Origin of the sequence: Desulfovibrio sp., assembly GCF_019424165.1 — a bacterium.
Classification (GTDB): domain Bacteria; phylum Desulfobacterota; class Desulfovibrionia; order Desulfovibrionales; family Desulfovibrionaceae; genus Desulfovibrio.
Window position 1 is genome coordinate 8940 of sequence record NZ_JAHZAA010000010.1, and the last position, 25373, is coordinate 34312.

General features: G+C 55.7%; 22 protein-coding genes and 1 pseudogene. 6 read left to right on the forward strand and 17 right to left on the reverse strand.

Annotated elements, in window-relative coordinates:
* The 7 genes and pseudogenes from QZ377_RS05510 to hslU form a co-directional block, all read right to left on the reverse strand.
* Positions 1 to 672, reverse strand: a 672-nt coding sequence (locus tag QZ377_RS05510; RefSeq protein ID WP_291440194.1) for a LicD family protein, incomplete at its 3' end; no start/stop codon positions are given.
* Between the two features lie 59 nt (positions 673 to 731).
* Positions 732 to 1850: a UDP-N-acetylglucosamine 2-epimerase (non-hydrolyzing) gene (wecB, locus tag QZ377_RS05515; protein WP_291440195.1), complete on the reverse strand. Its 1119-nt coding sequence runs from the start codon at positions 1848 to 1850 to the stop codon at positions 732 to 734.
* An 11-nt stretch (positions 1851 to 1861) separates the two neighbouring features.
* Positions 1862 to 4279 carry a methyltransferase domain-containing protein gene (locus QZ377_RS05520; protein WP_365854339.1) on the reverse strand — a complete coding sequence of 806 codons (2418 nt, stop codon included), beginning with the start codon at positions 4277 to 4279 and terminating at the stop codon, positions 1862 to 1864.
* Positions 4203 to 4367, reverse strand: coding sequence for a hypothetical protein (locus QZ377_RS12640; protein WP_365854342.1), 165 nt, complete (start codon positions 4365 to 4367; stop codon positions 4203 to 4205). Before QZ377_RS12640 ends, QZ377_RS05520 begins: the two co-directional genes overlap by 77 nt.
* Positions 4368 to 4582: 215 nt before the next feature.
* Positions 4583 to 5455 (reverse strand): annotated as a pseudogene (locus QZ377_RS12645) (CDP-glycerol glycerophosphotransferase family protein); the annotation flags it as partial.
* Positions 5358 to 7784, reverse strand: coding sequence for a glycosyltransferase (locus QZ377_RS05525; RefSeq protein ID WP_291440197.1), 2427 nt, complete (start codon positions 7782 to 7784; stop codon positions 5358 to 5360). The gene QZ377_RS05525 and the pseudogene QZ377_RS12645, both read right to left, overlap by 98 nt.
* Positions 7785 to 8324: 540 nt before the next feature.
* The gene (gene hslU, locus QZ377_RS05530; protein ID WP_291440198.1) at positions 8325 to 9638 is read right to left on the reverse strand and encodes an ATP-dependent protease ATPase subunit HslU; all 1314 of its coding nucleotides are present in this window, start codon (positions 9636 to 9638) and stop codon (positions 8325 to 8327) included.
* A 578-nt stretch (positions 9639 to 10216) separates the two neighbouring features.
* Here hslU and tpx point away from each other — a divergent pair.
* Positions 10217 to 10720: a thiol peroxidase gene (tpx, locus tag QZ377_RS05535; RefSeq protein ID WP_291440199.1), complete on the forward strand. Its 504-nt coding sequence runs from the start codon at positions 10217 to 10219 to the stop codon at positions 10718 to 10720.
* An 86-nt stretch (positions 10721 to 10806) separates the two neighbouring features.
* Here the strand turns inward: tpx and QZ377_RS05540 are convergent, their stop codons facing one another.
* The 4 genes from QZ377_RS05540 to QZ377_RS05555 form a co-directional block, all read right to left on the reverse strand.
* Positions 10807 to 11673, reverse strand: coding sequence for a metal ABC transporter permease (locus QZ377_RS05540; protein WP_291440200.1), 867 nt, complete (start codon positions 11671 to 11673; stop codon positions 10807 to 10809).
* Entirely contained in the window at positions 11666 to 12592 is a 927-nt protein-coding gene (locus QZ377_RS05545) for a metal ABC transporter ATP-binding protein (protein ID WP_291440201.1), read from the reverse strand. The genes QZ377_RS05540 and QZ377_RS05545 overlap by 8 nt, the downstream gene beginning before the upstream one ends.
* Positions 12579 to 13649 (reverse strand): zinc ABC transporter substrate-binding protein, encoded by a 1071-nt coding sequence (locus QZ377_RS05550; RefSeq protein WP_291440202.1) that lies wholly within the window; start codon positions 13647 to 13649, stop codon positions 12579 to 12581. Before QZ377_RS05550 ends, QZ377_RS05545 begins: the two co-directional genes overlap by 14 nt.
* Positions 13650 to 13823: 174 nt before the next feature.
* A complete protein-coding gene (locus QZ377_RS05555; protein WP_291440203.1) occupies positions 13824 to 14684 on the reverse strand; it encodes a pirin family protein in 861 nt (286 codons plus the stop codon).
* Positions 14685 to 14920: 236 nt separating this feature from the next.
* Here QZ377_RS05555 and QZ377_RS05560 point away from each other — a divergent pair, with 236 nt between their 5' ends.
* The gene (locus QZ377_RS05560) at positions 14921 to 15721 is read left to right on the forward strand and encodes a M23 family metallopeptidase (protein ID WP_291440204.1); all 801 of its coding nucleotides are present in this window, start codon (positions 14921 to 14923) and stop codon (positions 15719 to 15721) included.
* 257 nt (positions 15722 to 15978) lie between these two features.
* On the opposite strand, the gene QZ377_RS05565 is transcribed toward QZ377_RS05560, so the two are convergent.
* Both QZ377_RS05565 and QZ377_RS05570 read right to left on the reverse strand, forming a co-directional pair.
* Positions 15979 to 16344: a hypothetical protein gene (locus QZ377_RS05565; RefSeq protein WP_291440205.1), complete on the reverse strand. Its 366-nt coding sequence runs from the start codon at positions 16342 to 16344 to the stop codon at positions 15979 to 15981.
* A gap of 3 nt (positions 16345 to 16347) precedes the next feature.
* Positions 16348 to 17196 carry a 50S ribosomal protein L11 methyltransferase gene (locus tag QZ377_RS05570; protein ID WP_291440206.1) on the reverse strand — a complete coding sequence of 283 codons (849 nt, stop codon included), beginning with the start codon at positions 17194 to 17196 and terminating at the stop codon, positions 16348 to 16350.
* Between the two features lie 55 nt (positions 17197 to 17251).
* Here QZ377_RS05570 and QZ377_RS05575 point away from each other — a divergent pair, with 55 nt between their 5' ends.
* The 3 genes from QZ377_RS05575 (at position 17252) to QZ377_RS05585 (ending at position 20033) form a co-directional block, all read left to right on the forward strand.
* Complete coding sequence (locus QZ377_RS05575; RefSeq protein WP_291440207.1) at positions 17252 to 17395, forward strand: hypothetical protein; 144 nt, start codon at positions 17252 to 17254, stop codon at positions 17393 to 17395.
* A 176-nt stretch (positions 17396 to 17571) separates the two neighbouring features.
* Positions 17572 to 18294: a 50S ribosomal protein L11 methyltransferase gene (locus QZ377_RS05580; protein ID WP_291440208.1), complete on the forward strand. Its 723-nt coding sequence runs from the start codon at positions 17572 to 17574 to the stop codon at positions 18292 to 18294.
* Complete coding sequence (locus QZ377_RS05585) at positions 18291 to 20033, forward strand: YcaO-like family protein (RefSeq protein ID WP_291440209.1); 1743 nt, start codon at positions 18291 to 18293, stop codon at positions 20031 to 20033. The genes QZ377_RS05580 and QZ377_RS05585 overlap by 4 nt, the downstream gene beginning before the upstream one ends.
* A gap of 314 nt (positions 20034 to 20347) precedes the next feature.
* On the opposite strand, the gene QZ377_RS05590 is transcribed toward QZ377_RS05585, so the two are convergent.
* Positions 20348 to 21562 (reverse strand): biotin/lipoyl-binding protein, encoded by a 1215-nt coding sequence (locus tag QZ377_RS05590; protein ID WP_291440210.1) that lies wholly within the window; start codon positions 21560 to 21562, stop codon positions 20348 to 20350.
* Positions 21563 to 21583: 21 nt separating this feature from the next.
* Here QZ377_RS05590 and QZ377_RS05595 point away from each other — a divergent pair, with 21 nt between their 5' ends.
* Positions 21584 to 22453 (forward strand): hypothetical protein, encoded by an 870-nt coding sequence (locus tag QZ377_RS05595; protein WP_291440211.1) that lies wholly within the window; start codon positions 21584 to 21586, stop codon positions 22451 to 22453.
* 274 nt (positions 22454 to 22727) lie between these two features.
* Here the strand turns inward: QZ377_RS05595 and QZ377_RS05600 are convergent, their stop codons facing one another.
* The 3 genes from QZ377_RS05600 to upp form a co-directional block, all read right to left on the reverse strand.
* Positions 22728 to 22892, reverse strand: a complete 165-nt coding sequence (locus QZ377_RS05600) for a chaperone protein (protein WP_291440212.1) — start codon at positions 22890 to 22892, stop codon at positions 22728 to 22730.
* Positions 22893 to 23277: 385 nt separating this feature from the next.
* A complete protein-coding gene (locus QZ377_RS05605) occupies positions 23278 to 24537 on the reverse strand; it encodes a uracil-xanthine permease family protein (RefSeq protein WP_291440213.1) in 1260 nt (419 codons plus the stop codon).
* 34 nt (positions 24538 to 24571) lie between these two features.
* On the reverse strand, positions 24572 to 25198 hold the full coding sequence (gene upp / locus QZ377_RS05610; RefSeq protein ID WP_291440214.1) for a uracil phosphoribosyltransferase: 627 nt from the start codon (positions 25196 to 25198) through the stop codon (positions 24572 to 24574).
* Positions 25199 to 25373: the final 175 nt, after the last annotated feature.

Genomic DNA, 25373 nt, shown 5'->3' on the forward strand with positions numbered 1-25373 from the left:
CTTTACTTCTTCATCTAGAAAATCAATTATTTCGCCAATATTATCGATTTCTGACTTCTTTTGCGTAATCTGTTCCAGATACTGTTTATGTTCTGCAAAGGTATAATTTTCGTCGTAAAAATCATATACCCAAAAATCAATCGCCTTTCTGTCAGCCAGGGATGTTCCGTAAAAAATCTGTATCTGATCGAGCCAGATATCCAGAATATACTGATTGGGATATTTTTTCAGGTATGGGCGTAACTGGCTGTACCCGGTAACGTAGTTCCACTCACTCTTTTTATAATTTTTTGTATAATCAGTAACAACATACTTTTTTTTACAAAAATTGACCAGCTTCGTATAATCTTCTCGCATCAGCCCAAAATCCAGATCATCATCCCAGGGAATAAAACCTTTATGGCGCACGGCCCCCAGCAAGTTTCCCGCGATTAAAAACGGCTTGATATCGAGTTCCTTGATCTCTTCAAAAAAATTATTACAAACATCAACCAGTTCCAACTGCTCCTGCCGCAATTTTCCCGTTGCAGGCTTTAACCGGGTGATGTCGGCATGTTCTTTCAGATAGTCAAGCTGTGCCTGGGCGCTCTGCCAGAGCCGTTTATAGTGCTCCGCTTCGTACATTTTACGCTGAAGTTTTTTCAGAATCATGTCAGTGGGAGAAGCCGGCATAGAAAACCTCCGCTCTTATGCACAACGCAACACATAATTTAGCGTATTAATTAAATATATTATTGTATTTTCAGATGGTCGGCAATACGTTGCGCCGCCTTGCCATCGCCGTAGGGATTGGCAGCGCTCTGCATTTCAGCAATGCGTGATGGGCTGCCCACAAGACCGAGCACTTCATCAAAAATGCGTTGCGTGTCTGTTCCCACCAACCTGTTGACTCCGGCCTCCACGCCTTCCGGCCGCTCGGTAGTGTCTCTCATGATGAGAACAGGCTTGTTCAACGACGGGCCTTCTTCCTGTATCCCACCGGAATCTGTAAGAATCAGCATGCAGGCATCCATCAGGCGCACAAACGCCGTATAGGGCAGCGGCGCTTCAAGTAAGATATTGGGTACGCCACCCAGCATTTCAGTAACCGGGCCATGAACATGCGGATTGAGGTGCACGGGAAAGATGATCCACACATGAGGCAGGGCCAGGGCAATGTTTTTCAGGGCCGCGCAAATACGCCGGAAGCCATCGCCAAAACTTTCTCTCCGGTGGCCCGTAACCAGAATAACCGGACATTTTTGCGACAGAACGGCCTCAACTCGAGGCGGCAGAGCTGGCGGATGACGGCGGGAGGCGGCCAGCGTCATATGCAGCGCATCAATAACAGTATTGCCCGTAACTATAACATTTTCTGGTCTGATGCGCTCTGCCAGCAGATTTTGTCTGGCAAGCTCCGTGGGTGCGTAATGCCAGCGCGCCGCCAGGCCTACCACACGACGGTTCAGTTCTTCAGGAAACGGGGAGTTCAGGTTCCAGGTGCGCAAACCCGCTTCCACATGTCCAACAGGAATATGCCTGTAAAATGCGCTCAGAGCCGAAACCTGAACCGTCGTTGTATCACCCTGCACAAGGACCACATCAGGAGCAAGACTATCAAGCAGGCAGTCCACCTCGGAAAAGAGACGGGCGCTGAGCCCCGCAAGGCTTTGATTGCCTGTCATGACATGGAGCGATGAGTCCGGCTTGAGATCAAAGTCAGCCAATGTTTGCTCCAGCATGGTCTGATGCTGGCCACTGGAACACAGGTGAACCGTAAAATCATCCGGCCTGCGGCGCAATTCGTGTACCAGCGGGGCCAGCTTTACGGCCTCGGGGCGCGTACCGGCGATAACAAGTACCTTTTTCATAGGCGCAACCACTATGCCTTTGTCCGGACAGCCGACAATCCGAAAAACAGGCCGTCCTGACGGTTTTCATAAGGCAGGTTAGCCGCAATGCTTTCAACAGCAAAGCCATTATTGTTCAGCAGGCCCGCCAGCGCTTCCCGGTCAAACCACTGTTCCCATGGCGGGATGCCGCCAGGCCAGTCGGCAAGGCGAGCCATGTTTTTGTCAATGAGAATCAACTTGCCGCCATCGGCCAGGATGCGGTGCAATTCCCGGATGGCTGCGGGCAGATCAATGCAGTGCTCAAGCACTTCACAAAGCGTCACGGCATCAAAGGACGCGTCCTTCCAGCCGGAGCGCAACACCGTACCCACACCTTTTGCAACCCCTTTGGGCATGAAGGCAAAAAAGCTGGGATGCACATCCTGCGCTGTCAAGTGCGCTGTCAGACCCATTGCGCGCAGTCTGCGCAAGTAGCGGCCTTTGGCGGTGCCGAGGTCAAGAATGCGTGCATCTGGGGTGCGCGGCAGAGCCTCATGAACAAAAAGCAGTCGCCCGTCATCAGAAGCAATGTCATCCTGGAACTGGGGAAATTCCAAGGCAAAGCGGCAGCGCTGCATTGCAGAAAGAGCGTTCAGAAAGCCCCTTGCCGTCCCTGTATCAAAAATATCGGTTTGCAGCGCACTGCTCCTGCCGTTGGCAAGAGCTGACAAGCCCCGGCAAAAAGCTGCCTGCCCAAGCTCATCATCTCCCAAAATCCATGCGCCTTCCGCAAGCGCAAGGGAAATGGCGGCATACGCCTGTTGCGCCTGCGGTTCCTGAGGCGGCAGACCGATACTTTCTTCTATCTTGCGCAGCAAAGCCAGGCCATTGGCTGGGAGAAGCAGTTGCCCCACACCAACAGATTCTGCAACCAGATTTACCGAGGCAGGCTGCTCCGGCAATTCATCCTGACGAGCCCCCCAACTGCAAGCGCAATCCGTCCAACTCTTTTCATGTAGAACGGTTCCTGCCTGTAGCAGTTCGCTGAAGCAGTAAAAAAGACCAGGGGCGTCATGCGCATTTTGCCGCTGACGACGAAACACGTTCAGGCAGAGTTGTTTCAACGGAGCATCGCCTTGTTGCGTGAGCACCTCGGGCTGACGGAAAACGCGGATCAGGTCACCCAGATGAAACAATGATTCGGGGGCATGCCAAGCATCTGCGTCTGAGGCCGACCGGGCAACGCTTTCTGCCAGTACCAGTGCCTGCTCTCTGCGCCCCCAGTCCAGAAGCGTCGGCACCTTGCCGAATGCGGCCTCTTCCGTGGTAGAAGTGGCACTTTGTGCCAACAGGCTTGCTTCTGATTCAAGATGCTTTATAGCCATCTGTTCAAGCCCGATGATGGGAATTTCCTTTTCTGAAAAAATGCGGATACCTTCGCCATACACCGCCACAGGGCCGGATTGTTCAGAAGAAACACCGCGCTGTTCGTGCTGATGCAGGGCATCAAGATAAAATTTTACAGCCCAGGACAGTTCTTCATCAGGAAAATATTCCGCCCCTGCCCCGACACTGCCGGGAAATCCTCCCGATGCTGTCTGAAGTGAGCGTGCCAGGTGCAAGGCAGGCAGAGCGTGCGTCATGTCTTTCAGCTTGAGCCAGACCAGGGCCGCCTGAATCAGGCCCGGTGAGCATATCCACGAAACATTCGCATAAGCGGGTACAAACCCGCTCTCATCCTGAATGTCCTCCAGCACACGCATACCAAGGCGACAAACATCTTCAGCGCCAAGATCAAAAAGCGCTTCCTGAATGTAACAGTAAAAATGCAGCAGCATGTTGGGGGCGAGAAAATTGGTCAGGTTGCAGTGCGTGATGTAGTAATGCAGAGAGCGCCGAACAAACTGAATATACTTTGGCCGGTTAAGCACCTCGCCTGCCGCAACGAGGCCAGGCAAGACATAGAGATGGATAGCCTCATTGACATATCCGCGCCCACCGGGCAGGCACCATCCGCTCAGATTTTCCGGCAGGGCCAGGCGCCCCTCTGGGGTGGCTGTAGCGATAATCCAGTCGCAGGCTTTTTGCAGGGCTGTTTCCGCCTCTGGCAAATGGGGAGCAATAGCTGCGAGCCCCCGGATGATCTGCCCCGTATCAAAGGCAAAAGGCGTTGCCATGCCAGGCCCGGAAAAAGACCCGTCGGTACGTTGAACGGTCAATAGCCAACGGGCATAACGCATGGCGAGCTGGGGTTCGCCCCACTGCAACAGGGTTGGAATCAAATAACCGGTAACTTCCGGATAAGAAACGGTATTTGTATGACTGACATTGGCTCCACCATGCAAAGAATGTGCATGTAGCCAGTCTATGGCCTTGCGGGCGCTCGGGTCCTCACCGATGTTGCCGGACACTGGGGTTGAATCTGAAGGCATTGTAGCAACTGTATTCGTTTCTGTAGTGGCTGCCATTTTTTCCCCTGCACAAATCCGGCAATATTTTATAATAATGTTTGCTGCGCGTTCGCTGGAAGACCCGTCTCTTTTGCCAAAAAAGTATTCCAGATTTTCTGTAGCTACAGAGGTGCTCTCTTTAAAGCTTTTTTCTACAGATGCAGACAAAAGCCCATTGGTGTTGATTACATGCGCGATTTCAAAGAGTTCCGGGTAAAACAGGGCAAGGTCTGCCTCCTTTCGCGGAGTAAGAAAAACTGCCTGCTTAGGGTTGAGGTAAAGGCACTCCAGGGCAGCGCCACTCTTTGCGTCAGCAATGTAAAAATCAGCGCAACTGCAAACATCCGAAAAAGAAAAATTGCCATCAAGAACCTTGTCCGAAATGGTATAAAGCCTGTCAAGATCATGTTTCTTTTCCGGCAATCTGGCCGTGCAGTGATGCGGCTTGGTAAGTATGTAAAACCTGTCGCGCAGCGATCCAATTTCATCGCCGAACATTGATATGGAAGCATCGTCGTCATATGTTGGCAAATAAACAATAACAGGTTTGTCCGTTTCAATACCAAACTGCTGTAACAAAGCATTTTTATGCGGTTTATTCGTAAAGTAACTGTCATGCTTCGGATAGCCGACAGGATGCAGCGCATCCCGATCCATGTAAGCGAGAAGATTGTTTTTTGAAAAAAGGCCGTGCACAATCTTGGCATCAAAGCCACGACAAGACCTGTCGTTGAGACTGAAAACAGACTTGATCAGACTGATTCCATACGGAAGATTTATCTTGTAATTTTTATATTTCTTCAAAACACTTGACATCTGCGTTGTAATGGCAACAAACGCATCAGGATTACATTCTACTGAATAGTCAATGCAATTTTCTTCTAAAATTTTTACGGCTGTACTGTAGTCAAACCAGTTTCCACTTGTATTTATAGCGCACGGCTCCGCAACAATTGCTGCGTTACCACCACGCCGCACAAGTTCCTGGCAGATTGGCAGATAGTGAAATATCTCAAAGGCATCAACGAGGTAAAATTCTACCTCTGATTTGGCATTTCGGGATGAGACCATACAAATTCCTGCCTTTGTGGCACGATTAATAGTCAGTAAATCTGAGCTGGGATGCGGCAACTCGCCGCAGCAATTCACTTTCTTCAGGCCCAGGGCATTGCAGCGTCGGGCAAGTGAATTCATGCCTGCCGATATTACGTTGCTGCTTTGCACATGCAGATTGAAGGGCTTCGAAAAGCTCGGCAGCCTGCGCTTTTCCACGGCAAAACAGCTCGTTTGCCATATTGTGCTGCCCTTGCCAGAACAGCGCAACAGCATAGTTGCCCAGGGCCAGCAGGTCGTCAGGGCGCATACCATGCGCAACGGCCAGGTATCCGGCCGCTGCATGCTTCAGAAATGACCCCGGCTGTATCATACGGCTCCCCATCACCAGATTGGCATGAAAGAGAGCACGCTCCCGATTTTGGCAATCTTCAATCTTGCGTATGCCGCCGCCCTGCTCCAACCGATGCAGCGCCTTGAATGCCGTTCTGGTCGAACTTTCCCGAACTTTTTCCGACAGCCTTGCTGTCATGGAATTGTCGTGCAGGCGGTAGTGGTAAAGAACATGCGGCACAGATACGGGCAGTGTTACATCCAGCATGCGCAGCCACATGTCCCAATCTTCAGCCCCTTCGAGCCTGGGATCATATTCTCCCGCCTGCATGGCCACATCCCTGCGATACATAAAAGCGGCTATACCGCTGTTACTGCAAAGAAGTGTGTCCAGGGAAACTGCCCCCGCAAGATGGTCAAGAATCCACCCCTGCGGGGAGACACGCGCAAAGCCCCCTGAAGCAAATCCCGCCTGGGGAAATGCGCTCAGCGCACCGGCAAGAGAACTGCAGAAATGCGGCAGGCAGATGTTGTCTGCCGAAATCCACGTAAGATACTCGCCACGCGCCAACGCAAATCCGCGGTTAAGCGCGGCAGGAAGCTTGGTGTTTGGCCCGCTTTCAACCCGTATGCGGGGTGAATCAAGCGTTTCAAGATAATTTGCCGTGCCGTCTGTAGAGCCGTCATCAACAATGACAAGTTCAAAATTAGGGTAATCCTGTTCCAAAACAGATTCAATGGCCAGAGGAAGAAACGAAAGATGATTGTAGGTCGGCAACACAATACTGACCAGCGGGCAGGTCTTACCCACCACCTCCAACCCGGAACAGGTTGTGCCTTCCTTCGCTGCCGTTCTGGCCGGGAAATCTCCGGGAAAAATATCGCTATAGACATCCCACAGCATACCCATTGTGCGCTCTGGAGAAAAATTCTCCGTCACACGTTGCCTCCCGGCCCGACCGGCGCTACGGGCAAAATCCTGATGATCCAGCAGATATTCTACATGTTTTGCAAGCGCGACAGCATCCCTTTCTTTCACCACAAAGCCGCTTTTGCCATGTTTCACCACATCCGCAGCCCCGCCACAGTGCGTGGTGACCACAGGCACTTCATAGGCTTGGGCTTCCAGAAGAGCATTTGGAAGCCCCTCCACATGGGCAGTATGCAAAAAAACAGAACACATGGACAAAAACGCGGGTACATCCCTGATAGGCCCGGGAAACAGGATACGTTCTGCAAAGGGCGTGTCTGCAATACGGGACTTCATGGCCTCCAGTTCCTGGCCGTCTCCGCCTACAACTGCATAAAGGTCCGGCACGGTTGCGCAAACCCGGATGGCAGTACTGACCCACAACTCCGGATCCTTGATGGAAACAAAGCGGAAAAGCCCCCCAAGCACACGTGCATTTGCCGGAATACCCAGCGCTCCCTTCAGGTCGGCCACCTGGGCGCCTGCCGGACGCGGCCATACTGCCAGATCAAAAATATTGGGGGTAAGGCGAACCGTTCCCGGCGGAAGCCCAAGCCATTCTTCGTAGGCGGTACATCCCGCACGGCTGTTATTTGTCATGACCACATGAGGAAACCGCATGGCATTTGCCAGAATCATAAATGCGGTGCGGTCATTGATGCTTTCAAACCCGCGAGGAGCACGCTGGGCAGGCGAAAGGCTCTGCCCGGCAATAACAATATTGGGTACACCGGCAATCAGAGCAGCCAGCAACGGCTCCAGGTGATCGGCATTCCAGATGTGCAGCAACCTGGGGCGCACACGCAACAGCCATGCCGCATATGCAGAAATGCTGTCTATAAAAACAGGCGAAGCGCCAGACACAAACGCCCCGATAATACCGCGCGCCTCGTCAAACAAATCGCGGTCCACTACATCCAGTGAAAATCCCAGTACGCGGCTGCAGGATCGTGCATCTTCAAGAAAAAAATCATTGCCGCCGCCAGATGCAATGGTCCGGCAGAGCAATGTAATATTTTTCTTTTTTTGATGAAAATACCTGGCACTGTGCACAACCTGCCTTTCAACACCGCGGCATGTCAAAGAATCGCTCCACCATGCCAGGGGTCCGATAAAATGGGATGGTGGGCGCATGGGCGCTCCCTTGATAAAATCTGAAATCGCCATCGTATCTTCCCCGGAGGTTCCACGCCATGCCTATTATTTTCAAAGACAGAGGCATAGCGGCAGGTTACGAGATTTTTTTGACGCTTGACACAACCAAGCAATTTTTATGCCAGCAATATACATATTCCTATTAAAACATCTTGGCATGGCTCGGGATACTCCGATACATTTTATGGCTACCGGAGAAAAAGGCGTACTCACAGAATGCATGCCCCAATTGAAAAACCAGAAACCGGCCCTGAGACCGGTTTCTGGTTTCACACATACGAAAAGCATATGGACACAGTAAAACAGGTTCATACTGAAGCTGTTTATCTGTTCTGTGCAAATTTTTGTAACAATCAGCACCATCAAGGCGTGCAAGGCGTACCCGGTCTATCGGGTATTTTGTCCGGCTGCACAGCACCATGGAAAAGCAGGCAACAAAAACGCATTTGCAAGCCGAATGTACTTCGACAGTTGCAATAAAAAAAGTAACGGCGAAAGCAGCAGAGACATTTCGCCGTTACGCAAGCATTTCAACATAAAAATGCTCTGGATCTAGAGAATATACTGCGTCAAATCCTGGTCGCCGCGTACATCCTGCAAGTGTTCAGCTACATAGGTCTTGTTGACCACAATCTGCGCACCCGGCATATCCGGAGCCTCAAATGAAATGTCGGCCAGAATTTTTTCCATAATGGTATACAGACGGCGCGCGCCGATGTTTTCGGTGCGCGAGTTGATATCTTCGGCAAAGGCGGCAATCTCTTCCAGCCCGTCCGTGGTGAAGCTGAGGCGTATCTGCTCTGTACCGAGCAGGGCTTCGTACTGCTTGGTGAGTGCATTATCAGGCTCGGTCAGGATACGCAAAAATTCCTCGCGGCCCAGAGCCTGAAGCTCCACCCGCAGCGGAAAACGCCCCTGCAGTTCGGGGATCATGTCTGACGGCTTGCTGAAGTGAAACGCCCCGGCGGCGATAAAAAGGATGTGATCGGTACGCACCATGCCGTACTTGGTATTGACCGAGCTGCCTTCCACTATGGGCAACAGGTCACGCTGCACCCCTTCACGCGAGATGTCCGAGGTGCGGTTTTGCGAAGAGCTGGCAATCTTGTCTATTTCGTCGATAAAGATAATACCTGTCTGCTCCACCCGTTCTTTGGCGCGTTCGCTCAGAGCGTCCTGATCCACCAGCTTGCCCGATTCTTCCTGGATCAGCACATTGAAAGCATCGCGAATTTTCATTTTCCGGCGGCTGTGTTTGGGGGGGAAGGCCTTACTGAACATGTCCTTGACCTGGCCGCCCATCTGCTCCATGCCGGGGATGGCGAAAATATCCACACCACCGCCGCCCTGTTCCGTCACTTCCATTTCCACTTCGCGCTCATCAAGAAAGCCCAGACGAAACTGCTGCAAAAGTTTTTCGCGGGTAGACGCGCGGTCTTCCTGACCAAAGGAGCTGGGCAGCAAAAGATCCATAAGGCGCGACTCTGCAGCGGCTTCGGCTGCCTTGCGCACACGGGCGTTTTCTTCGTCGCGCACAAGATTGATGCCGATTTCCATAAGGTCGCGCACCATAGACTCCACATCGCGTCCCACATAGCCCACTTCGGTAAACTTTGTGGCTTCAACCTTGATGAAGGGCGCACCGGAGAGCCGGGCCAGACGGCGGGCGATTTCTGTTTTACCCACGCCGGTGGGACCCATCATGATAATATTCTTCGGCGAAACTTCATCGCGCAACTCTGCCGGCAGATGCTGCCTGCGCCAGCGATTGCGCACGGCAACGGCAACCATGCGCTTGGCCTGCTCCTGGCCCACGACAAATTTATTGAGTTCAGCCACAATCTCACGCGGTGTCAAAGTGCTCATCAATCGCTCCTGATTTTGGGCAAGCCGGTAGGAAAAAACAGCGGTATGCCCCGGCGGGTTCAAACCTGCCCGCCGCCGAGGCGTAGAACGCCCTACGCGCCTACGCGCAGAATGCATACACAAGCGCGTTGCGGCGTGGGCAAATGTCGCTCAAAAAGCGCACGCGTCATTTGCTTGCAAGGTGCAAACAAAACATCAAGGGCAGCCTTTTCTAAAAAACCGGAACCAGCCTGCTGCCACCCTCGGGGCAAACCCTCATTGAAAAAACCTTTATACGCCTGCCCTGTCTGTCAATATAGGCATTGCCGCCGTGATGGCAATGGCGGCGGGCAAATTTACCGTGCGACAACTGACCGGTTTGACTGAAGCTTGCCCGTATTTACAAAATAACGGATACTGGTTGCTCGACCGGACGCGGCATCTTTGGCAGAATGGACAGGCCTGCCGCGTGCATCAAGCCGCGCTACGGCAGCCCGGACTTTAGCTACGGCAGCCCGGACTTTATTGGTAATAATTATTGACTACTAAATTTTCCTGTAGCACATTGGTTCCACTAACAAGGACACAAGGAGTTACGTATGAATACAGTTACCTTCAAGGGTACTCCCCTGCATCTGGTCGGCCAGCAGCCTGCCGTCGGGCAAAAAGCCCCTGACTTCACCCTGGCCGCCAATGACCTGAGCCCGCGCAGCCTTAAGGATTACGCTGGCAAGGTGCTCGTGCTGGTCAGCGTGCCGTCCCTTGATACTCCCGTATGCGATATGGAAGTACGCCGCTTCAACAAGGAGGCCGCCGCCCTTTCCGACAAAGTGCGCATTGTGGCCGTGAGCTGCGACCTGCCTTTTGCCCAGGCCCGCTGGTGCGGCACCGCAGGCGTACAGGCGGTTGAAACCCTTTCTGACCACAAAGAAGCAAGTTTCGGCAAAAACTATGGCCTGCTCATCGATGAACTGCGCCTGCTGGCCCGCGCCATCGTGGTTGTGGCCCCGGATGGCTCCATAGCCTACACCCAGCTTGTCCCCGAAGTTTCCAGCGAGCCTGACTATGACGCCGCGCTGGCGGCCATCAAGAAACTGGCCTGACGCGCGGGGCGTTCCCTTCCGCGCCCGGCGCATGAATAAAGCCTCCCCCGCTTTTCGGCAGGGGAGGCTTTTGTTTCAGGCACGAATCAGGCGCTTTTTCTGCCGCCGCGCAGCCCTGCCACGAGCGCGCTGATGGCAAACCAGCAGCAGGCCACAAGAATAACCGTAGCACCGCTGGCTGTGGCCATCCACTCCTGTGCCGAAAGAACCAGGCCGATAAAAGCCGAACTCAACCCCACCAACAAGGCCCACCAAAACATGCCCCCCGCCGTGCGGGCCAGATTCCGGGCCGTGGCCGCAGGCACGATAAGCAGTGCCGTGACAAGCAGCACACCCACGGCCCATACGGAAAACATCACCACCAAAGCCAGCAGGCCCGCAAAGGTATATTGCCACAGTGCCACGCGCACCCCGTGTACCCTGGCCATGACCGGATTAAGGGCAATATATAACAGCCTGTTATAGCCAACAGCCTGAAAAAGCAGCATGACCAGAAAAAGCACCAGCAAAAAACCTGTTTCGCCTTCTGTGATGGTAAGAATGTCGCCGTACAAAAAACGCTGCATATCACGGGCCACACCGGGCGCGCGGCTGACCACAGCCAGACCGAAGGCCACCACGGCAGAAAACACTATGCCGATGACCGTATCCGAGGAAAGGCTGCTCCGCCGCCGGACAGCCATGATACCAAGCCCCACCAGCAGGCCGAATAACGGCATGGATATATGCGGGTCCACGGCAAGAATCAGCCCCAGGGCCACGCCGGCAAAGGCGGAATGCCCGATGGCGTCTGAAAAAAACGCCATGCGAAAGCTGATGACCTCCACCCCGAGAACAGAAGCCATTGGCGCCAGCAACAGCAGACCCAACAGGGCCTGCTGCATAAAGCGCAACTGCAGGCAGTCCAGCGGCAAACGGCCCAAAAGATCATACGCCCATGCAAGCTCAGGCATGGTCACCCTCCCTTGCGGCATGGGGTTTCCCTTTCTGCACAGCATCCTGCGATGCGTGCACTGCCAAGGCATCCTGCGATCGATGCGCTTCGGCCCGGCGCTTGACGCTGGCATAGTCCGGCAGCAGACGTTCCGGAGCGCATACGGCCCCGCATTGCGGGCAGGAGGGATCAGCCGGATCGCACTGGTCGGGATAAAGGTGAATAGGCACACCAAAAAGCTGCATCAGTGTGGAGGCCCCAAGGGCTTCATGGGGCGCACCTTCTGCGCAGACTTTTTTGTTAAGGCAGATTATATGCGTGGCATAGTGGGCCGCCAGCGACAGGTTATGACTGACCATCAACTGGGTGAAGCCCTGCTGTTTGCGGGCCTCGTCAAGCACCTCCCAGAACAGGCGCTCCCCCTGCACATCCACCCCGGCGGCAGGTTCGTCCAGCACCAGCAGACGAGGCGCCCTGTCCAGAGCGGCGGCCAGCAGTACCCGGCGCGTTTCGCCGCCGGAAAGGTCACTCATGCGGCGTTCTTCAAGCTGTTCTGCCCGCACCATACGTAAAAGATCCCGAGCCTTTGCACGTTCCGGACCGTAGAGGCCGAGCCACAGCGGGCGGCGTTGACGGTTGAGCGCCAAAAACTCACCCACTCGCAAGGGCAGGCTGGCATCCAGATACAGATGTTGCGGCACATACGCAGTACGCGGCAGGCTTGTCCGGCCTGCCGCAACAATGCGCCCCGCATAGGGCATTTCACCGATAAGGCACAGCAGAAGCGTCGTCTTACCCGCTCCGTTAGGCCCGACAATCACCGTGCTGCTTCCGGCAGGCACAGCGGCGCACACATCATCCAGAATGGAGCGTCCTCCCCGGCACACATGCACATGGTCAAAAACAATATCAGGGGCGGTCGTGTCAGCGCTGCTCAAGGTGCTTCTCAAGGGTATCAAGGTTGTTGCTCATGGTTTTCTCATAGTAATCCAGCGATGGAGAGGCCGGGCCGGAAGCCAGAGAGTCCAGCGAAACGGCGGGAATTCCCGTTTCACGCGCAAGCGCCTGCACGGGCTTATCCGTATATTGCGGTTCGCTTATGATCAGGGCGGGCCTGTGCTCGTGTATGGTTTTGGCAATCTGGACAAGGCGCGCGGCCGAAGGTTGTGCGTCTTCATTTTCCTGAATGACGGCAATGACTTCAAGGCCGCCATCGCGGGCCATGTAGGCCAGGGCGTCATGCATGAGCACTATGCCCTTGTTGGGCGCCTTGCCCCCCAGCGCCGCAAGACGTCTGCCCAAGTTGAGCAGAATCTTTTCATAAGACCGGGCGGCGGCTTCGTAGGCGGCGGCATTCTGCGGGTCGGCCTTGGCGAGCCCCCGGGCCATGTTGTTTACCATAATGCTGGCCTGGCGCGGGCTTGTAAAGACATGCGGATTGAGGCCGCCGTGATGGTGTTCGTGGACATGGTCGTGCCCATGCTCTTCCGGACCGTGGCTGTGGGCCGCATGCCCGGCATGGCTGTGGCCGCCATGTCCGGAGCCATCGTGAGCATGATCGTGATCAGCATGTTCAGACCCGGCCCCTGCGGAGCGTAAGGGAATAACACCTTCACTACTGTCGACCACAACCAGCCCCGGTTTGCCGGCAGGCAGCGCCTTTTGCAAAAAATCATCCATACCCAGACCGTTCAGCAAAAGAACATCCGCCCCGGCAAGTTTTTTCATGTCTCCGGGGCTCAGGGCATAATCGTGGGGGCAGCCGGTCTGGGCCGGGATTAACAGGTCCACCTGAACGTGGGGCTGTGCCTGGGCCACGTTGCGCGCCAGCAGATAGACCGGGTAGGTTGTCGCAAGTACGCGCAGGCTGCCCTGCCCTTGTTCCTGTGCCCTGGCCGGGGCCGCTTGCGGCGCAACAGAGGCGCATATCATGACTGCCGCAACCAGAAGCGCCACAGCGCCATGACGAAAAAGTACAAAAAAAGATGTATGCATGGCTTTACTCCATTTTTACCGGGTCCGTATTTTCGTTAAGCCCGCGCCACATGCCTGTCAAGCGGGTAAATCACAGAAAAACAGCCGCATACATGTACCGGAGCGTATTCCCTGTGGGGTGAAACATGCCCGGCATGGGCAGCTTCACCCCGCAGGATACCCCTGCTTGCACCATCAGCCAGACTTGCCGTGCGGGGCATGCCTGATGAACGTGCCGTCCTCCAGCTCAAAAAAGGCCTGCTTCAGCTCTTCATCCGTGTTCATGACAATGGGGCCGCCCCAGGCCACCGGCTCACGCAGGGGCGTGCCGGAAACCAGCACAAAGCGCGCGCCTTCGCCCCCGCCCACAAGGCTCAGGCTGTCGCCGGGCGTAAACAGACAGGCGTTTCTGTGCGGAATCACCCCGCCATCGCCGGGCAGCTCACATTCACCTTCCACCACATAGGCGAAGACCGTTTCCTGAGGGCTGGTTTCCATGCTCCAGAGCGCGCCGGGCTTAAGGCTTACATCCAGAAAAGTCACGTCCACATGGTCGCCGCGCGTGGCTCCGGCCACACCTTTGTATTCTCCGGCCACAATGGCCACACGGGCACCGCTTTCTTCCACTACAGGAACCATATCGGCCTTGATATCCCTGTATTCCGGGTCCACCATCTTGCGGTCGCCTGGCAGATTGATCCACAGCTGCAAGCCAAGCATCTGGCGTGAAGGTTGCGGCATTTCCTGATGCAGAATACCGCTGCCCGCCGTCATCCACTGGCAGCCGCCGTCAACAATGCTCCCGGCATTGCCCAGGCTGTCTTCGTGGTCGATGCGCCCTTTCATGAGATAGGTGAAGGTTTCTATGCCCCGATGCGGATGGGTGGGAAAACCCTTGATGTAGTCGTCAGGATTGTGGGAATCAAAAGCGTCAAGCATAAGAAAAGGGTCAAACGTACGGACTGTGGGAGAACCAAGCACACGCACAAGGTGTACGCCCGCACCGTCAACAGCCTTGCGGCCTGTGACCAGTTCAGCAATAGCGCGTTTTTTCATGCCATCTCCTTTGGCGGGCAATACCCGCCTATATATGGAAAACTTGCTGCCGCCAACGGAATGCTGTACCTGAAACCGGCACGCCTTTACCCCGGCGACGCGCAATTTCTGCTGTGCCGTTTTACAGGTAAGCAGAAAACAGCGCAGGAAGCAACAGCGCCCCTCTACGGGGCATGCCCTTCCAAACAGCAAACGAACATTTTGCCGGTGCAACACGCCGTTCAGTGATATCATCTATGCGCAATGTCATACTCCTGTTGAACCTGCTGCTTATAACGGCAGCCTGGAGCCAACTGCCCGCTTTTGCGGATGCGCCCGGCCACCTTTCCGATCCGGCGCACGAACAGGCGCACAGGGCCTTTGCCCTGTCGTCAGACAAAAGCGAACCACCGGCAGCTCCCCAACAAAATGAAACCGCTGCAGAAACAGATTCCATCGCAGAAGCCCTGCCTGCTGCATTGCAGGTTCGCCATCTACCACCGCTTGAAGAAATGGTGACGTCGCCCTTTGGCCCGCGCCGCATGCCCACCTGGCTGAGCCGCCGGGGCATGGTTGTGCGCGAACACAGCGGCGTTGACCTGCGCGCCCGGCTGGGCTGGCCTGTGGTGGCCTACAAAGGCGGCGAGGTCATCCGCTCCGGCGAAGACGGCCTTTCAGGCATCGTTGTGGATATCCGGCAGGATGACGGCATGACCGCCCGCTATGCACATCTTGAGAAAACGCTGGCGCGCAAGGGGCAAAAAGTTCAGCGGGGCGAAAAAATAGGTATTGTAGGCTGCACGGGGCGCACCACGGGGGCTCATCTGCATTTCGGCCTGCGGGATGCCGCGGGCAACCTGGTGGACCCCCTGCCCTTTTTGTCCAGGGCGGAAGATGTTCTACGCCCGGCTCCCGACGCTATCCCGGATGAGCTTACGCCGCAAAGCTGCGGCCCCGTGATGCGGGGACGCAATGGACGCCCGGGCCGCAGCCTGAAAGAACTGGAAAACTACAATCCGCCGCCCATTCCGGGCTGGGGCGAAAAACCCTCGAAGTGACGGCCCACAAAGCGCGCAGGCCCACAAGGGCGGCCATACTGTAACTGAAATGGCTGGACAGCCCCGACTGCATGCAAAATGCCTATGGACGCAGGGCCTCCAGTCAAAACACGGCCCCGCCAAGCGCGGTCGGGCCGTTTTAGTGTCGCACAGACGTTAAAAAATCCGCCACTGGCAGAATAAATGATGCGGATAGCGTTGCAGCGAAAGATTTTTTGCCCATGCGCAAATATTATGACCTGCCCGCAAAATGTGTCTCATAATCTGGGCTTAGGCCTGGATATTTCATGCACGTTGCCAGACCGGGATTCCGCAGCAGGGGCGCACAACCATAAAAGGCCCACCAGCAACAGAATCTGCCCTGTGAACAGAGCCGGATCACGGTCCAGCAAGGCCGCGCCGCATACAAGGCAGGCTCCGGCCCCCAGAAAAAACCTGCGTCGTCGCAACAGCCCCAGAAGCTGAACAGCCACCCCCAGGGCCAGCATCAGGCCCCACGCCCAGAGCAGGGTACTGTCCGGCGGCAGCCAGATTACTGACTGGCCCGCCGCCACAATGCCCGATCCGTACTCAGGGACGGCAAGCATGCCTTCAACAGGCGATGCAGCCGTGCCGCCGGTCACAGCCTAGTCCCACACCAAGGCGCACCATTCGCCGTCCAGCACACGCCGTGGCTTGGGCAGACATTGGGCGGTGTAGGCCGCTTCAACGCTGTCGGCCTGAATTTCCAGCAACCCCGAAAGCACAAGGCACGCCCCCGGCTTGCAGGCCTGCACGATAAGCGGAGCAAGCTCAATGAGGGGCCGTGCCAGAATATTTGCCAGCACGAGGTCATACGTTTTGCCAGGCACGGCATCTATACTGCCCTGCCCCACCGCAAATTCCTCCACCTTATTGAGCGTACGGTTTTCCAGGGCGTTTTCCACAGCAAGGGAATCAATATCCAGTCCCTCGCCCTGCAAACCGCTCTTGCAGCAGGCGATGCCCAGCACCCCGGACCCGGTGCCGAGGTCCAGAAATGTTTCGCCGGGCGACAGCCGCCCAGCGTCCAGCAGATCGCTCAGCACCATGAGGCACAGGGCCGTAGTAGCGTGATGGCCGGTGCCAAAGGCACTTTTGGGTTCGATGAGTACCTTGACGCGCTCAGAAAATTCCTCACTGTCCGCCAGCCAGGGGGGCAGAACAACAAAGCGCCGCCCGCAGGGTACAGGAGTAAAAAACTGCTTCCATGCGGCTACCCAGTCCTGCTCTTCAAGGCTTTGCACAGCGCATCTGGCCCCGGGCAGGCGTGCTTCAAAGGCATTGCACAGGTTCCGGATAAAGTCGGCGTTCTCGCAATGCACACGAAAGCGGCTTTCGCCTGTGGGCAGGCTTTCTTCTTCCCACCCGAAAGGCACTTCCAGGGTCAACAGGCCGAGGGCCTGATCATAGGCGTCTTCACGCACGATAACTTCAAGCTGAAAAATCTTCTTCATATTGCGTCTCTTTTTACGTCTCTTTTACTGTAACAGGCCGGAAAGTCAGGCCAGCATGCCAGACTTTTTTCCTGTGGTCGAGGGTGCTACAAGCACCAATGCCGCATCCTTTTCCCCTCTCAGGATTGTCTGGATTTCGCGCACTGCCCGGCATACGCGCCACAGCAGATTGCACATTGCCATGCGCGAAGATTCTTAGTAAAAAGATAATTTGCACTCCGCCAACAGAGCATCTTTATTTTGAAATGCTTGCATCGCGGGTGAAGCAAGTTCGCCCTGCAAACATTTCATGGCGCGTTTTTTTACAAAACTCCGCGCAGAGCAGAAACATTTTCAGTGTTCCTCTGCTCTAATTCACGTTTTTAAGGAAAGTACATGCCAACAAGCACGGAAGAACTCGACAATATTCTCGCCGTGATCCGCGCCGACTTTGATGTGGATTTCGAGCCGTTGCAGGTTGATGAAAATCCCCTGCACATTTTATCCATCAGCAACATGCAATCGCATCTGGACAGGCTGCTGCAAAAGCGTGCCATCCGCGATCCGCTCAAAGACCTGCCCCTGTGGGCCAAGGTCTGGCCCGGTTCTTTCGTGCTTGGCCGCCTGCTGCGAAAATATGAGCCGCAGGGCAAAAGCCTGCTGGAACTGGGCGCGGGCTGTGGCGTGCTCAGTCTTGTGGCTGCCCGTTACGGATTTACCCGTGTTGTGGTCAGCGACGTGGTGGATGAGGCCCTGCGCTTTGCCAAAGCCAACGTGCTGCGCAACAATCTTCAGGATATCATTGAGGTTGCCCGTGTTGATGTGACCACTCCGGGGCGTGACCCGCGCTTTGCCGGTGGATTCGACCTTATGGCCGCTTCGGAAATTCTTTACCTTGACGACCTGCACAGACCTCTGGTGAAATTTGTAGACCGCCATCTGGCCCCCGGCGGCAAGGCCCTGTTCTGCACTGACATGGCCCGCGCCAAGCCTCATTTTGCCAAGCTGGCGGCAAAAACATTCAAGGTTACTGAAGGCCGCATTGGCGTCAAAACCAACGACGACAATGGCGAAGAACAACGCCGCATATACAGCATTCTGATTCTGGAGCGCCCATGAACACGCACCTTCCCCGCATACAACTGGCCCCCTGCCCCAAGGGTTATACCCGTGATCTGGACAAAACCATGAGCCCGCCGCAAACCATCGCCCGTGTGCGCCAGCGGCTGACCGTGGCCGATCTGGACATCCTTGCCAGTACCAAAAGGGTGGACGTGGACCGGCTGGGCATTCCCGTTTTTCTCAGCATATGCGGGGCTGATGCCCGGCGCATCATGCCCACACGCAAGCAGATGGGCAAAGGCTCGTCTCCTGAGCAGGCCGAAGCATCTGCCCTTATGGAGCTTATGGAACGCTACGCGTTTTTCAGCTTTTGGCAGAAACGGCCCCATATGGAACGGGCCACGTGGAGCGAAGCCGAAGAGCGTTTCGGCAACGCCCTGATTCCGCTTGCCGAAATGCTGCGCTCAGTCAACGAAGAGCTTGATGAAAACAAGGCCCGCCGTGTACTCGACCTTATAAGCTGGAGCTTTTATCCGGCCACGCGCCTGCCCGATGAAGCCACGGTATGGCTGCCGCTGGATTGGTTCAAGCTGCTGGGTGAATTCAACGGCACCTCTGCTGGCAACAGCCCTGAAGAATCCCTTCTTCAAGGATTGAGCGAGCTTATTGAACGCCACGTGTGCTGCCTTGTTGACCGCGGCCGTTCCGCCACCCCCACCATTGACCCAGCTACCTGCCAGGATCCGGTGCTCCGCCAGTTGATTGAAGCCTTTGCCAAAGAAGGCGTCCATCTGGTGCTCAAGGATTTTTCTCTCGGCATGCCCCTGCCTACAGTGGCCGCCATCGCGTGGGACCCGGCCACCCTCGGCCAAAGTTCTGAAATAGTGTTCACAGCGGGTACGGCTGCGTCGCCGGCCAAGGCAGCCATCCGTGCGGTAACTGAAGTGGCCCAGCTTGCCGGAGATTTTTGCACCAATGCCTGTTACGAGGCATCCGGCCTGCCCAAATTCAATACCCTTGAAGAGGCCGCATGGCTGCTTGACGGCCCCACCGTGAGCCTGGAAAGCCTACCCACAGTGGAAAACAGCGACATCAGGCAGGAACTGCTTACCGCCCTTGAAGGCATACGCCCGCTGACCATGTATGCTGTAGAAACCACCCATCCGCGCCTGGGCATTCCGGCCCATTACAACATCATACCCGGTATGGCTTTCAGAGAGCGTGACCGCAACCAGAGCCTGGGGCTTTTTGTCGGCCGCAAGCTGGTGGAAGAAGCTGACGCTCCTACCGCCATCGAGGGCCTGCGCGTACTTGAACAATGCTACCCCGGCGCGCACTTTCTGCCCTTTTTTCACGGCATGCTGGCCCTGCGGGCTGAAGAATGGGATAGCGCCCGCGCCTTTTTCGCCCAGGCCCTGCCCCTGCAACCGGATGCCGATGCCCAGGCTCTGGCAGCCTTTTACCTGGCATATACCGACACCCTTCAGGGGCGTTGGGCCGAATCCATACCCGCCCTGGCCGAAGCAGTGAACCTGTGTCCTGAAATGAAAGAATACGGCAATCTGCTTGGCGTGGCACGCTTTAAAACCGGCGATTATGCGGCAGCGGCAGAGGCCTTTGCCGCAGTTCTGCGCGTGGACAAGGGTTCAGCTATGGACCTTGCCAACCTGGGGCTGTGCGAAAAATTTATGGGCAAGCATGAGGATGCCCGCCGCCATCTGACGGCGGCTCTGGAACTGGACCCCAACCTTGATTTTGCCCGCCAGCATCTGACACAGATGGACGCACAGGGGTAATGGCTGTTTTTTAACGAGCCTGTGTATAACAAACTGTGAACCCCGGCCTTTTGCTCCGGACGTGTGCTTTATGTACACGTTTATTGCAAAAGACCGGGGTTCTGCTTCTGAAGCGTATCGTCTACAGCCCTGCGCCTGATGGCAGCAAAGAACAGCACAGACGGCGCGCACTATCACCCCCCGCGCTGCCTCTTGTGCTGTCTGCCCTCACTGTGCGAAAGGCCGCACTGTATTACTAAAATTATAGATAGTTACCGTTGTTACGGCGTTCATATGACGCGCATTCCGGCATATCGCCGCGCAACGAACGTGCGTTAAAAGCCGTAAAATCCCCACAAATTGCGTGTAAATACTACGCATCCGGCCTGTGTACCGGGCGGCGGCAGGGCTTTGTCGCCCGGTTCAATGCTGATGCGCACAGGCGTATACAGTACCGCAGATATCCCGCTTTGCATCGTTGTGCCGCCCTGCTTCTCCTGTTTGCCGCCGGGCAGAACCTGTGGCGCAAGCACGTCCAGCACCGTTCCGCGCAGGGTCTGACCATCTTCCAGCTCAATACGGCAAGGCAGGCCCGGCAGTATGCCCTCGGCCCTGTCTTGCGCAAAATACGCCAGCAGCCAGTAATTCTCCGACACGGCTGCTCCCTCCGGCAAAAGCAACACAAGAGCTTCACCGCTTCGGGCCATCTGCCCTGCAGCACCAGTTATGCGCAGTACACGCCCGTCAACGGGCGCATACAGGCTGGCGTCTGCCGGAGTGCCATAATGCCCCTTTCGTGTTACCTCAGGCATGGCTGAAGGCACCGGCGCATAGCGCTGGCGCGAGGACATCTGCTTGTAACGCAGCATTTCCTGCCGTATGCGGCCCAGCTCCTGCTCCAGGGCAGCGCGCATGCGGCTGGCTTCTTCGTGTTCCACCCTGGACAGTTCCATCTGCCTGCGCGCCTGCGTCTCGGACTTTACGGCTGCGGCATACCTGTTTTTTCCCACTGCCCGCTCGCCGCCCTGGGCATCAAGCGAGCGCACATCCAGTTGCAGGCGCACGTGCAGGGCCACGCTGTCCTGCTGCAGACGCAGCCTGGCATCCTCTTCGTTGCGTGCCAGGGCCAGACGGCGCACCATATCCTGCTCTGCCTCCTGCGCGGCCTTAAGGCGCGCGGCGGCTTCTTCCATCGTGGGCGGGCCGGAAGCCTGCCCGGCCATGCCGCGCAAGGATGCACCTTCGCGGCCGGCCTCGGCAAGACGGTCATGATAGGCGCGGGCATTCAGGCGCAACAAGGGCTGCCCACGGCGCACACTGTCACCCTCGCGCACAAAAAAACCTTCCACAGGCGCGGAAAATTCCGGCGCAACCACATGCACCATGGCATCAAGAAAGGCATGCTCGCTGATTATGCGGCCCTGAGCCAGCCACAGCCAGGCACAGCCCAAAAGAAGCAACACAAGCACCCATAGCGGCAACAGGCGCAGCCACAGGGATTTTTTCCCGCTTTTGCGCGGAGGCATTTCAATATACAGAGCTTCGGACATGATTTTTCCTTGGCTTGAAGCATGAACGAACCAGCCGGTAAAAAATATGCAGATACCATACCATGCGAAGCGAAACGACAGAACAACCCACTTTACAAGGTGCTGGCCTGCGCATACAAAGGCTGCATTGCCGCACACCCCGGCTCCATGTCAAAACTCCGCCAGGAGAATACTGTCATCATGCTTATCACGCGTTTTTGCGCCCTGCTCTGCCTGGGCGTTCTGCTTTTCGGCTGCTCCACCCGCCCTGTGGTCGTTGTGGAAAAAGATCAATTCATCCGTATGGCCAGAGCCATGCCCAAAGAACTTCAAGCCCGCAACCTGCTGGACGACAAAGGTTCCTACGTGGCCCCCATGTCTTTTGCGGGTTATAAAAGTTATGGCGAAACGCTTTTCCGGCGGCTTTCTCCCTCCTTCATGGCCGGTGAAACAAGCCACGATGTGTATCTGGGCAGTACCTTTGCCGCCACCATGCAGCCAGACAGCCGCGTCACGCATTGGGATAACGGCTTCCGCATCAGGCATGCCACACAAACCCTTACCGCCAACATGGTGGCCATCGCGGACTGGAACGGCGACGGGCAGGATGAATGGATAGTGGCCTGCACCGTTGAGCCGCGCATGGGTGGACGCACGCGCACCTATTACCTTCTTGTTCCCCCGCCGCAGAACGATCAGGAAATGCTCAAAGGAACCGTGGCCGCCATCAATGAATGCTTCGGCCTGTCCTGCACAGTTTTTGTGCGCGACAGCAAGATTATCGAAAGGGCCGCTTCCAATCCGCTTGCACCGCCCACCGAAGTGCACGATGTCGTACCCGGCCTGCAACCCGTAACGGAGCCGCCTAAAAAAGATCCCGCCAGGGGCGGTCTTGAAGAACGCAGCCTGTAGGCCACCTGCCCAACAGGTAACGTAAAAAAACAACTTCGCTCGCGCAGCCCTGCGCGCACATGAAAGAACCCCGGCCTTGGCCGGGGTTCTTTCAGTAATAGCAACAGATGCCTGAATCATGCGCCCAGGAGCGGATTAATTTTGAAATGCTTTACATTTCAAAATTGTCATTCTGCCGAAAAATGCGATTTTCGGCAGAATCCACGCCGCGTTGCGGCGCGCTGCACTCCTGTGCAGTGTTAGAGCCGTTAAACTTTTTCAAAGTTAAAATGCTCTAGTCGCATACACCATCGTTTTCAGCGCCAACGGGTACGGTGCAGGCGCTCTGGCGTTTACCGGTACCGTTACATTCAAAGCACGGGGTATTGTCCTGATTTTTGCCTGTACCAGAACAGGCAGGGCACACTGTATAATCGTCATTATTTTTTTTATCAGCCATAGGAATCCTCCTTTTACGACTCAATGGCAGCTCGGCAACAGGAGCTGGTTTTTCAACCGTACATTCACGAAACCAAACATCTGGGCAGTTTTAAAAAACACTGCTTTGGCCGGGCATGAGCAAGGCAGCCAGTCCCAAACAGCAACGCTATGCTGAGCGTTTTTGCCTTGCCGCCACCGGATGAAAGTTATACGGCGGCCGGGGCTTGCCCTGAAGTAAAGCCTAGCATGCTTGCCGGAAAAGATACAACCCGCCTGGCAGCCTCATGCCGCCCGGCGGGTTGAAGAATATTCGCATGCAAATGCACTGCCGCGTCACGCCCTGCCACTGTATTTTGTATTTTCTTGGGCAGTTGCCGCGAGGGGCAGGTGTTTTTATATCGGGCTCAACTGCGGCTGCGCGGTAAAAAGAGGTTGAGTGCCACGCCCGTCACTGCCGCAAGGCCTATGCCGCCGAGCTTGAAAGAACCGATGCTGAACTGCATCCCGCCCACACCGAAGATAATGATGAGAGCCACGATAACCATATTTCTCGGCTCCATCAGGTCTTTTCCGGCACGTACCAAGGTATTCAGCCCAACCACCATGATGGCCCCGAAAAGCAGGATCATTATGCCGCCCATGACGGGAACGGGAATGGACGACAAAAAAGCCCCGATCTTGGACACAAAGGAAAGCAAAATGGCGCACAAGGCCGCCCATGTCATGACCGCCGGGTTGAACACGCGGGTCAGGCTCACCGCGCCGATAACCTCGGCATAGGTGGTACAAGGCGGGCCGCCCACAAAACCTGCGGCCATGGTGGCAATGCCGTCGCCAAACATGGTGGTGTGCACGCCCGGATCTTTAAGATAGTCACGCCCGGTGATGGAGCTTATGGCGACCACGTCGCCAAAATGCTCAATGGCCGGGGCAAGGGTTATGGGCATGATAAAGAGTATGGGTTCCCAGGCAAATTCCGGAAAGGTGAACTGCGGCAGGCTCATCCAGGGTGTGGCCGCAACCTTTGTCCAGTCGCCGAGCCCCAGATACAACGAAACCAGAAAGCCCGCCGTTATACCGCACAGTATGGGCATAAGCCGTAAAAAACCCCGCCCCAGAAGGGAAACCAGCACCGTAACCAGAAGCGAAGTCATCGAAACCCACAGGGCCGTTTCTTCGGGAATCAGCTGCACCGCCCCATCGCCGGTTTTGCCAAGGGCCATGTTCACGGCCACCGGAGCAAGAATAAGGCCGATAACCATGATAACAGGGCCGGTCACCACCGGGGGCAGCACACGCAAAACCACCTCGATGCCGCGCCAGCGGATAAGGCCGCTCAGAATAAAATAGACAAAGCCGGAGCAAACCAGCCCGCCCAGAGTCTGGGCGACACCCCAGGTCTGCACGCCGTAGATGATGGGAGCGATAAAAGCAAAGGATGATGCCAGAAAAATCGGCACTTTCCCCTTGGTGCATATCTGAAAAAGCAGCGTCCCCACCCCTGCGGTAAACAAGGCCACGTTACTGTCCAGCCCGGTAAGTATGGGCACCAGCACCAGTGCGCCAAAGGCCACAAAAAGCATCTGTGCGCCGATCAGGCAATCCCTGAAACGCAGATTGTAGTCGGTGGGCGCAAATTCCCGCCGCGAGCCGTTCAAGCTCATACCCTGCCTCGATTGTTCTAAAGGTGTGCGGGTGTTATTTGGTGCCGAAAATGCGGTCCCCGGCATCGCCAAGGCCGGGAATAATATACCCCTGCTCATTGAGATGATCATCAATGGCGGCGGTATATATGTCCACATCAGGATGCGCGGCCTCCACCTTGGCAATACCCTCGGGCGCGCATACAAGATTGAGGCTGCAAATCTGGCGGCAGCCGTGACGTTTCAGAAGCTCAATGGTGGCAATAAGCGAACCGCCCGTGGCCAGCATGGGATCAAGAATGATGGCGAGGCGTTGATCCATATCGCTGGCAAGCTTGACGTAATACTCCACAGGCTCCAGGGTTTCTTCGTTGCGGTACAGCCCCACAACGCTGATCTTGGCACCGGGGATCATGTCGAGCACGCCATCCATCAGGCCAAGACCGGCGCGCAAAATGGGAACAACAGTAACTTTTTTGCCGGAAATGGCTTCAATTTCCACAGGGCCGGCCCAACCCCGCACAGTATGCTTTTCAGTACGGAATCCCTTGGTGGCTTCATAAATAAGCAGGCGGGCCACTTCATTGGAGACACTGCGAAATTCGCTGGTGGAGGTGGATTCCATACGCAAAATACCAATCTTGTGGCGCACAAGAGGATGATCTACAACATAAACGGCCATGGAGCCTCCTTACAGGGCATGAGCTAACCCGTTGTTTTCATGAAGTATAAAACTTGTTAAGGTTATTCTTGAGTGAGTGTCTTGTCAAGCGCCCAGCCGCGCCACAAGCCATTTTTTGATGACGCCGCCTGGATTTTTACTTGCGCCCCCCCAGGCTGCGGCATAAAAAACCCCT

What these genes read in the sequence shown, in the direction of transcription:
- wecB (WP_291440195.1), bottom strand. Translation starts at nt 1,850, where the DNA reads ATGAAAAAGGTACTTGTTATCGCCGGTACGCGCCCCGAGGCCGTAAAG.
- QZ377_RS05520 (WP_365854339.1), bottom strand. Translation starts at nt 4,279, where the DNA reads ATGGCAGCCACTACAGAAACGAATACAGTTGCTACAATGCCTTCAGAT.
- QZ377_RS05525 (WP_291440197.1), bottom strand. Translation starts at nt 7,784, where the DNA reads ATGGCGATTTCAGATTTTATCAAGGGAGCGCCCATGCGCCCACCATCC.
- hslU (WP_291440198.1), bottom strand. Translation starts at nt 9,638, where the DNA reads ATGAGCACTTTGACACCGCGTGAGATTGTGGCTGAACTCAATAAATTT.
- tpx (WP_291440199.1), top strand. Translation starts at nt 10,217, where the DNA reads ATGAATACAGTTACCTTCAAGGGTACTCCCCTGCATCTGGTCGGCCAG.
- QZ377_RS05540 (WP_291440200.1), bottom strand. Translation starts at nt 11,673, where the DNA reads ATGCCTGAGCTTGCATGGGCGTATGATCTTTTGGGCCGTTTGCCGCTG.
- QZ377_RS05550 (WP_291440202.1), bottom strand. Translation starts at nt 13,649, where the DNA reads ATGCATACATCTTTTTTTGTACTTTTTCGTCATGGCGCTGTGGCGCTT.
- QZ377_RS05555 (WP_291440203.1), bottom strand. Translation starts at nt 14,684, where the DNA reads ATGAAAAAACGCGCTATTGCTGAACTGGTCACAGGCCGCAAGGCTGTT.
- QZ377_RS05560 (WP_291440204.1), top strand. Translation starts at nt 14,921, where the DNA reads ATGCGCAATGTCATACTCCTGTTGAACCTGCTGCTTATAACGGCAGCC.
- QZ377_RS05570 (WP_291440206.1), bottom strand. Translation starts at nt 17,196, where the DNA reads ATGAAGAAGATTTTTCAGCTTGAAGTTATCGTGCGTGAAGACGCCTAT.
- QZ377_RS05575 (WP_291440207.1), top strand. Translation starts at nt 17,252, where the DNA reads ATGCCAGACTTTTTTCCTGTGGTCGAGGGTGCTACAAGCACCAATGCC.
- QZ377_RS05580 (WP_291440208.1), top strand. Translation starts at nt 17,572, where the DNA reads ATGCCAACAAGCACGGAAGAACTCGACAATATTCTCGCCGTGATCCGC.
- QZ377_RS05585 (WP_291440209.1), top strand. Translation starts at nt 18,291, where the DNA reads ATGAACACGCACCTTCCCCGCATACAACTGGCCCCCTGCCCCAAGGGT.
- QZ377_RS05590 (WP_291440210.1), bottom strand. Translation starts at nt 21,562, where the DNA reads ATGTCCGAAGCTCTGTATATTGAAATGCCTCCGCGCAAAAGCGGGAAA.
- QZ377_RS05595 (WP_291440211.1), top strand. Translation starts at nt 21,584, where the DNA reads ATGAACGAACCAGCCGGTAAAAAATATGCAGATACCATACCATGCGAA.
- QZ377_RS05600 (WP_291440212.1), bottom strand. Translation starts at nt 22,892, where the DNA reads ATGGCTGATAAAAAAAATAATGACGATTATACAGTGTGCCCTGCCTGT.
- QZ377_RS05605 (WP_291440213.1), bottom strand. Translation starts at nt 24,537, where the DNA reads ATGAGCTTGAACGGCTCGCGGCGGGAATTTGCGCCCACCGACTACAAT.
- upp (WP_291440214.1), bottom strand. Translation starts at nt 25,198, where the DNA reads ATGGCCGTTTATGTTGTAGATCATCCTCTTGTGCGCCACAAGATTGGT.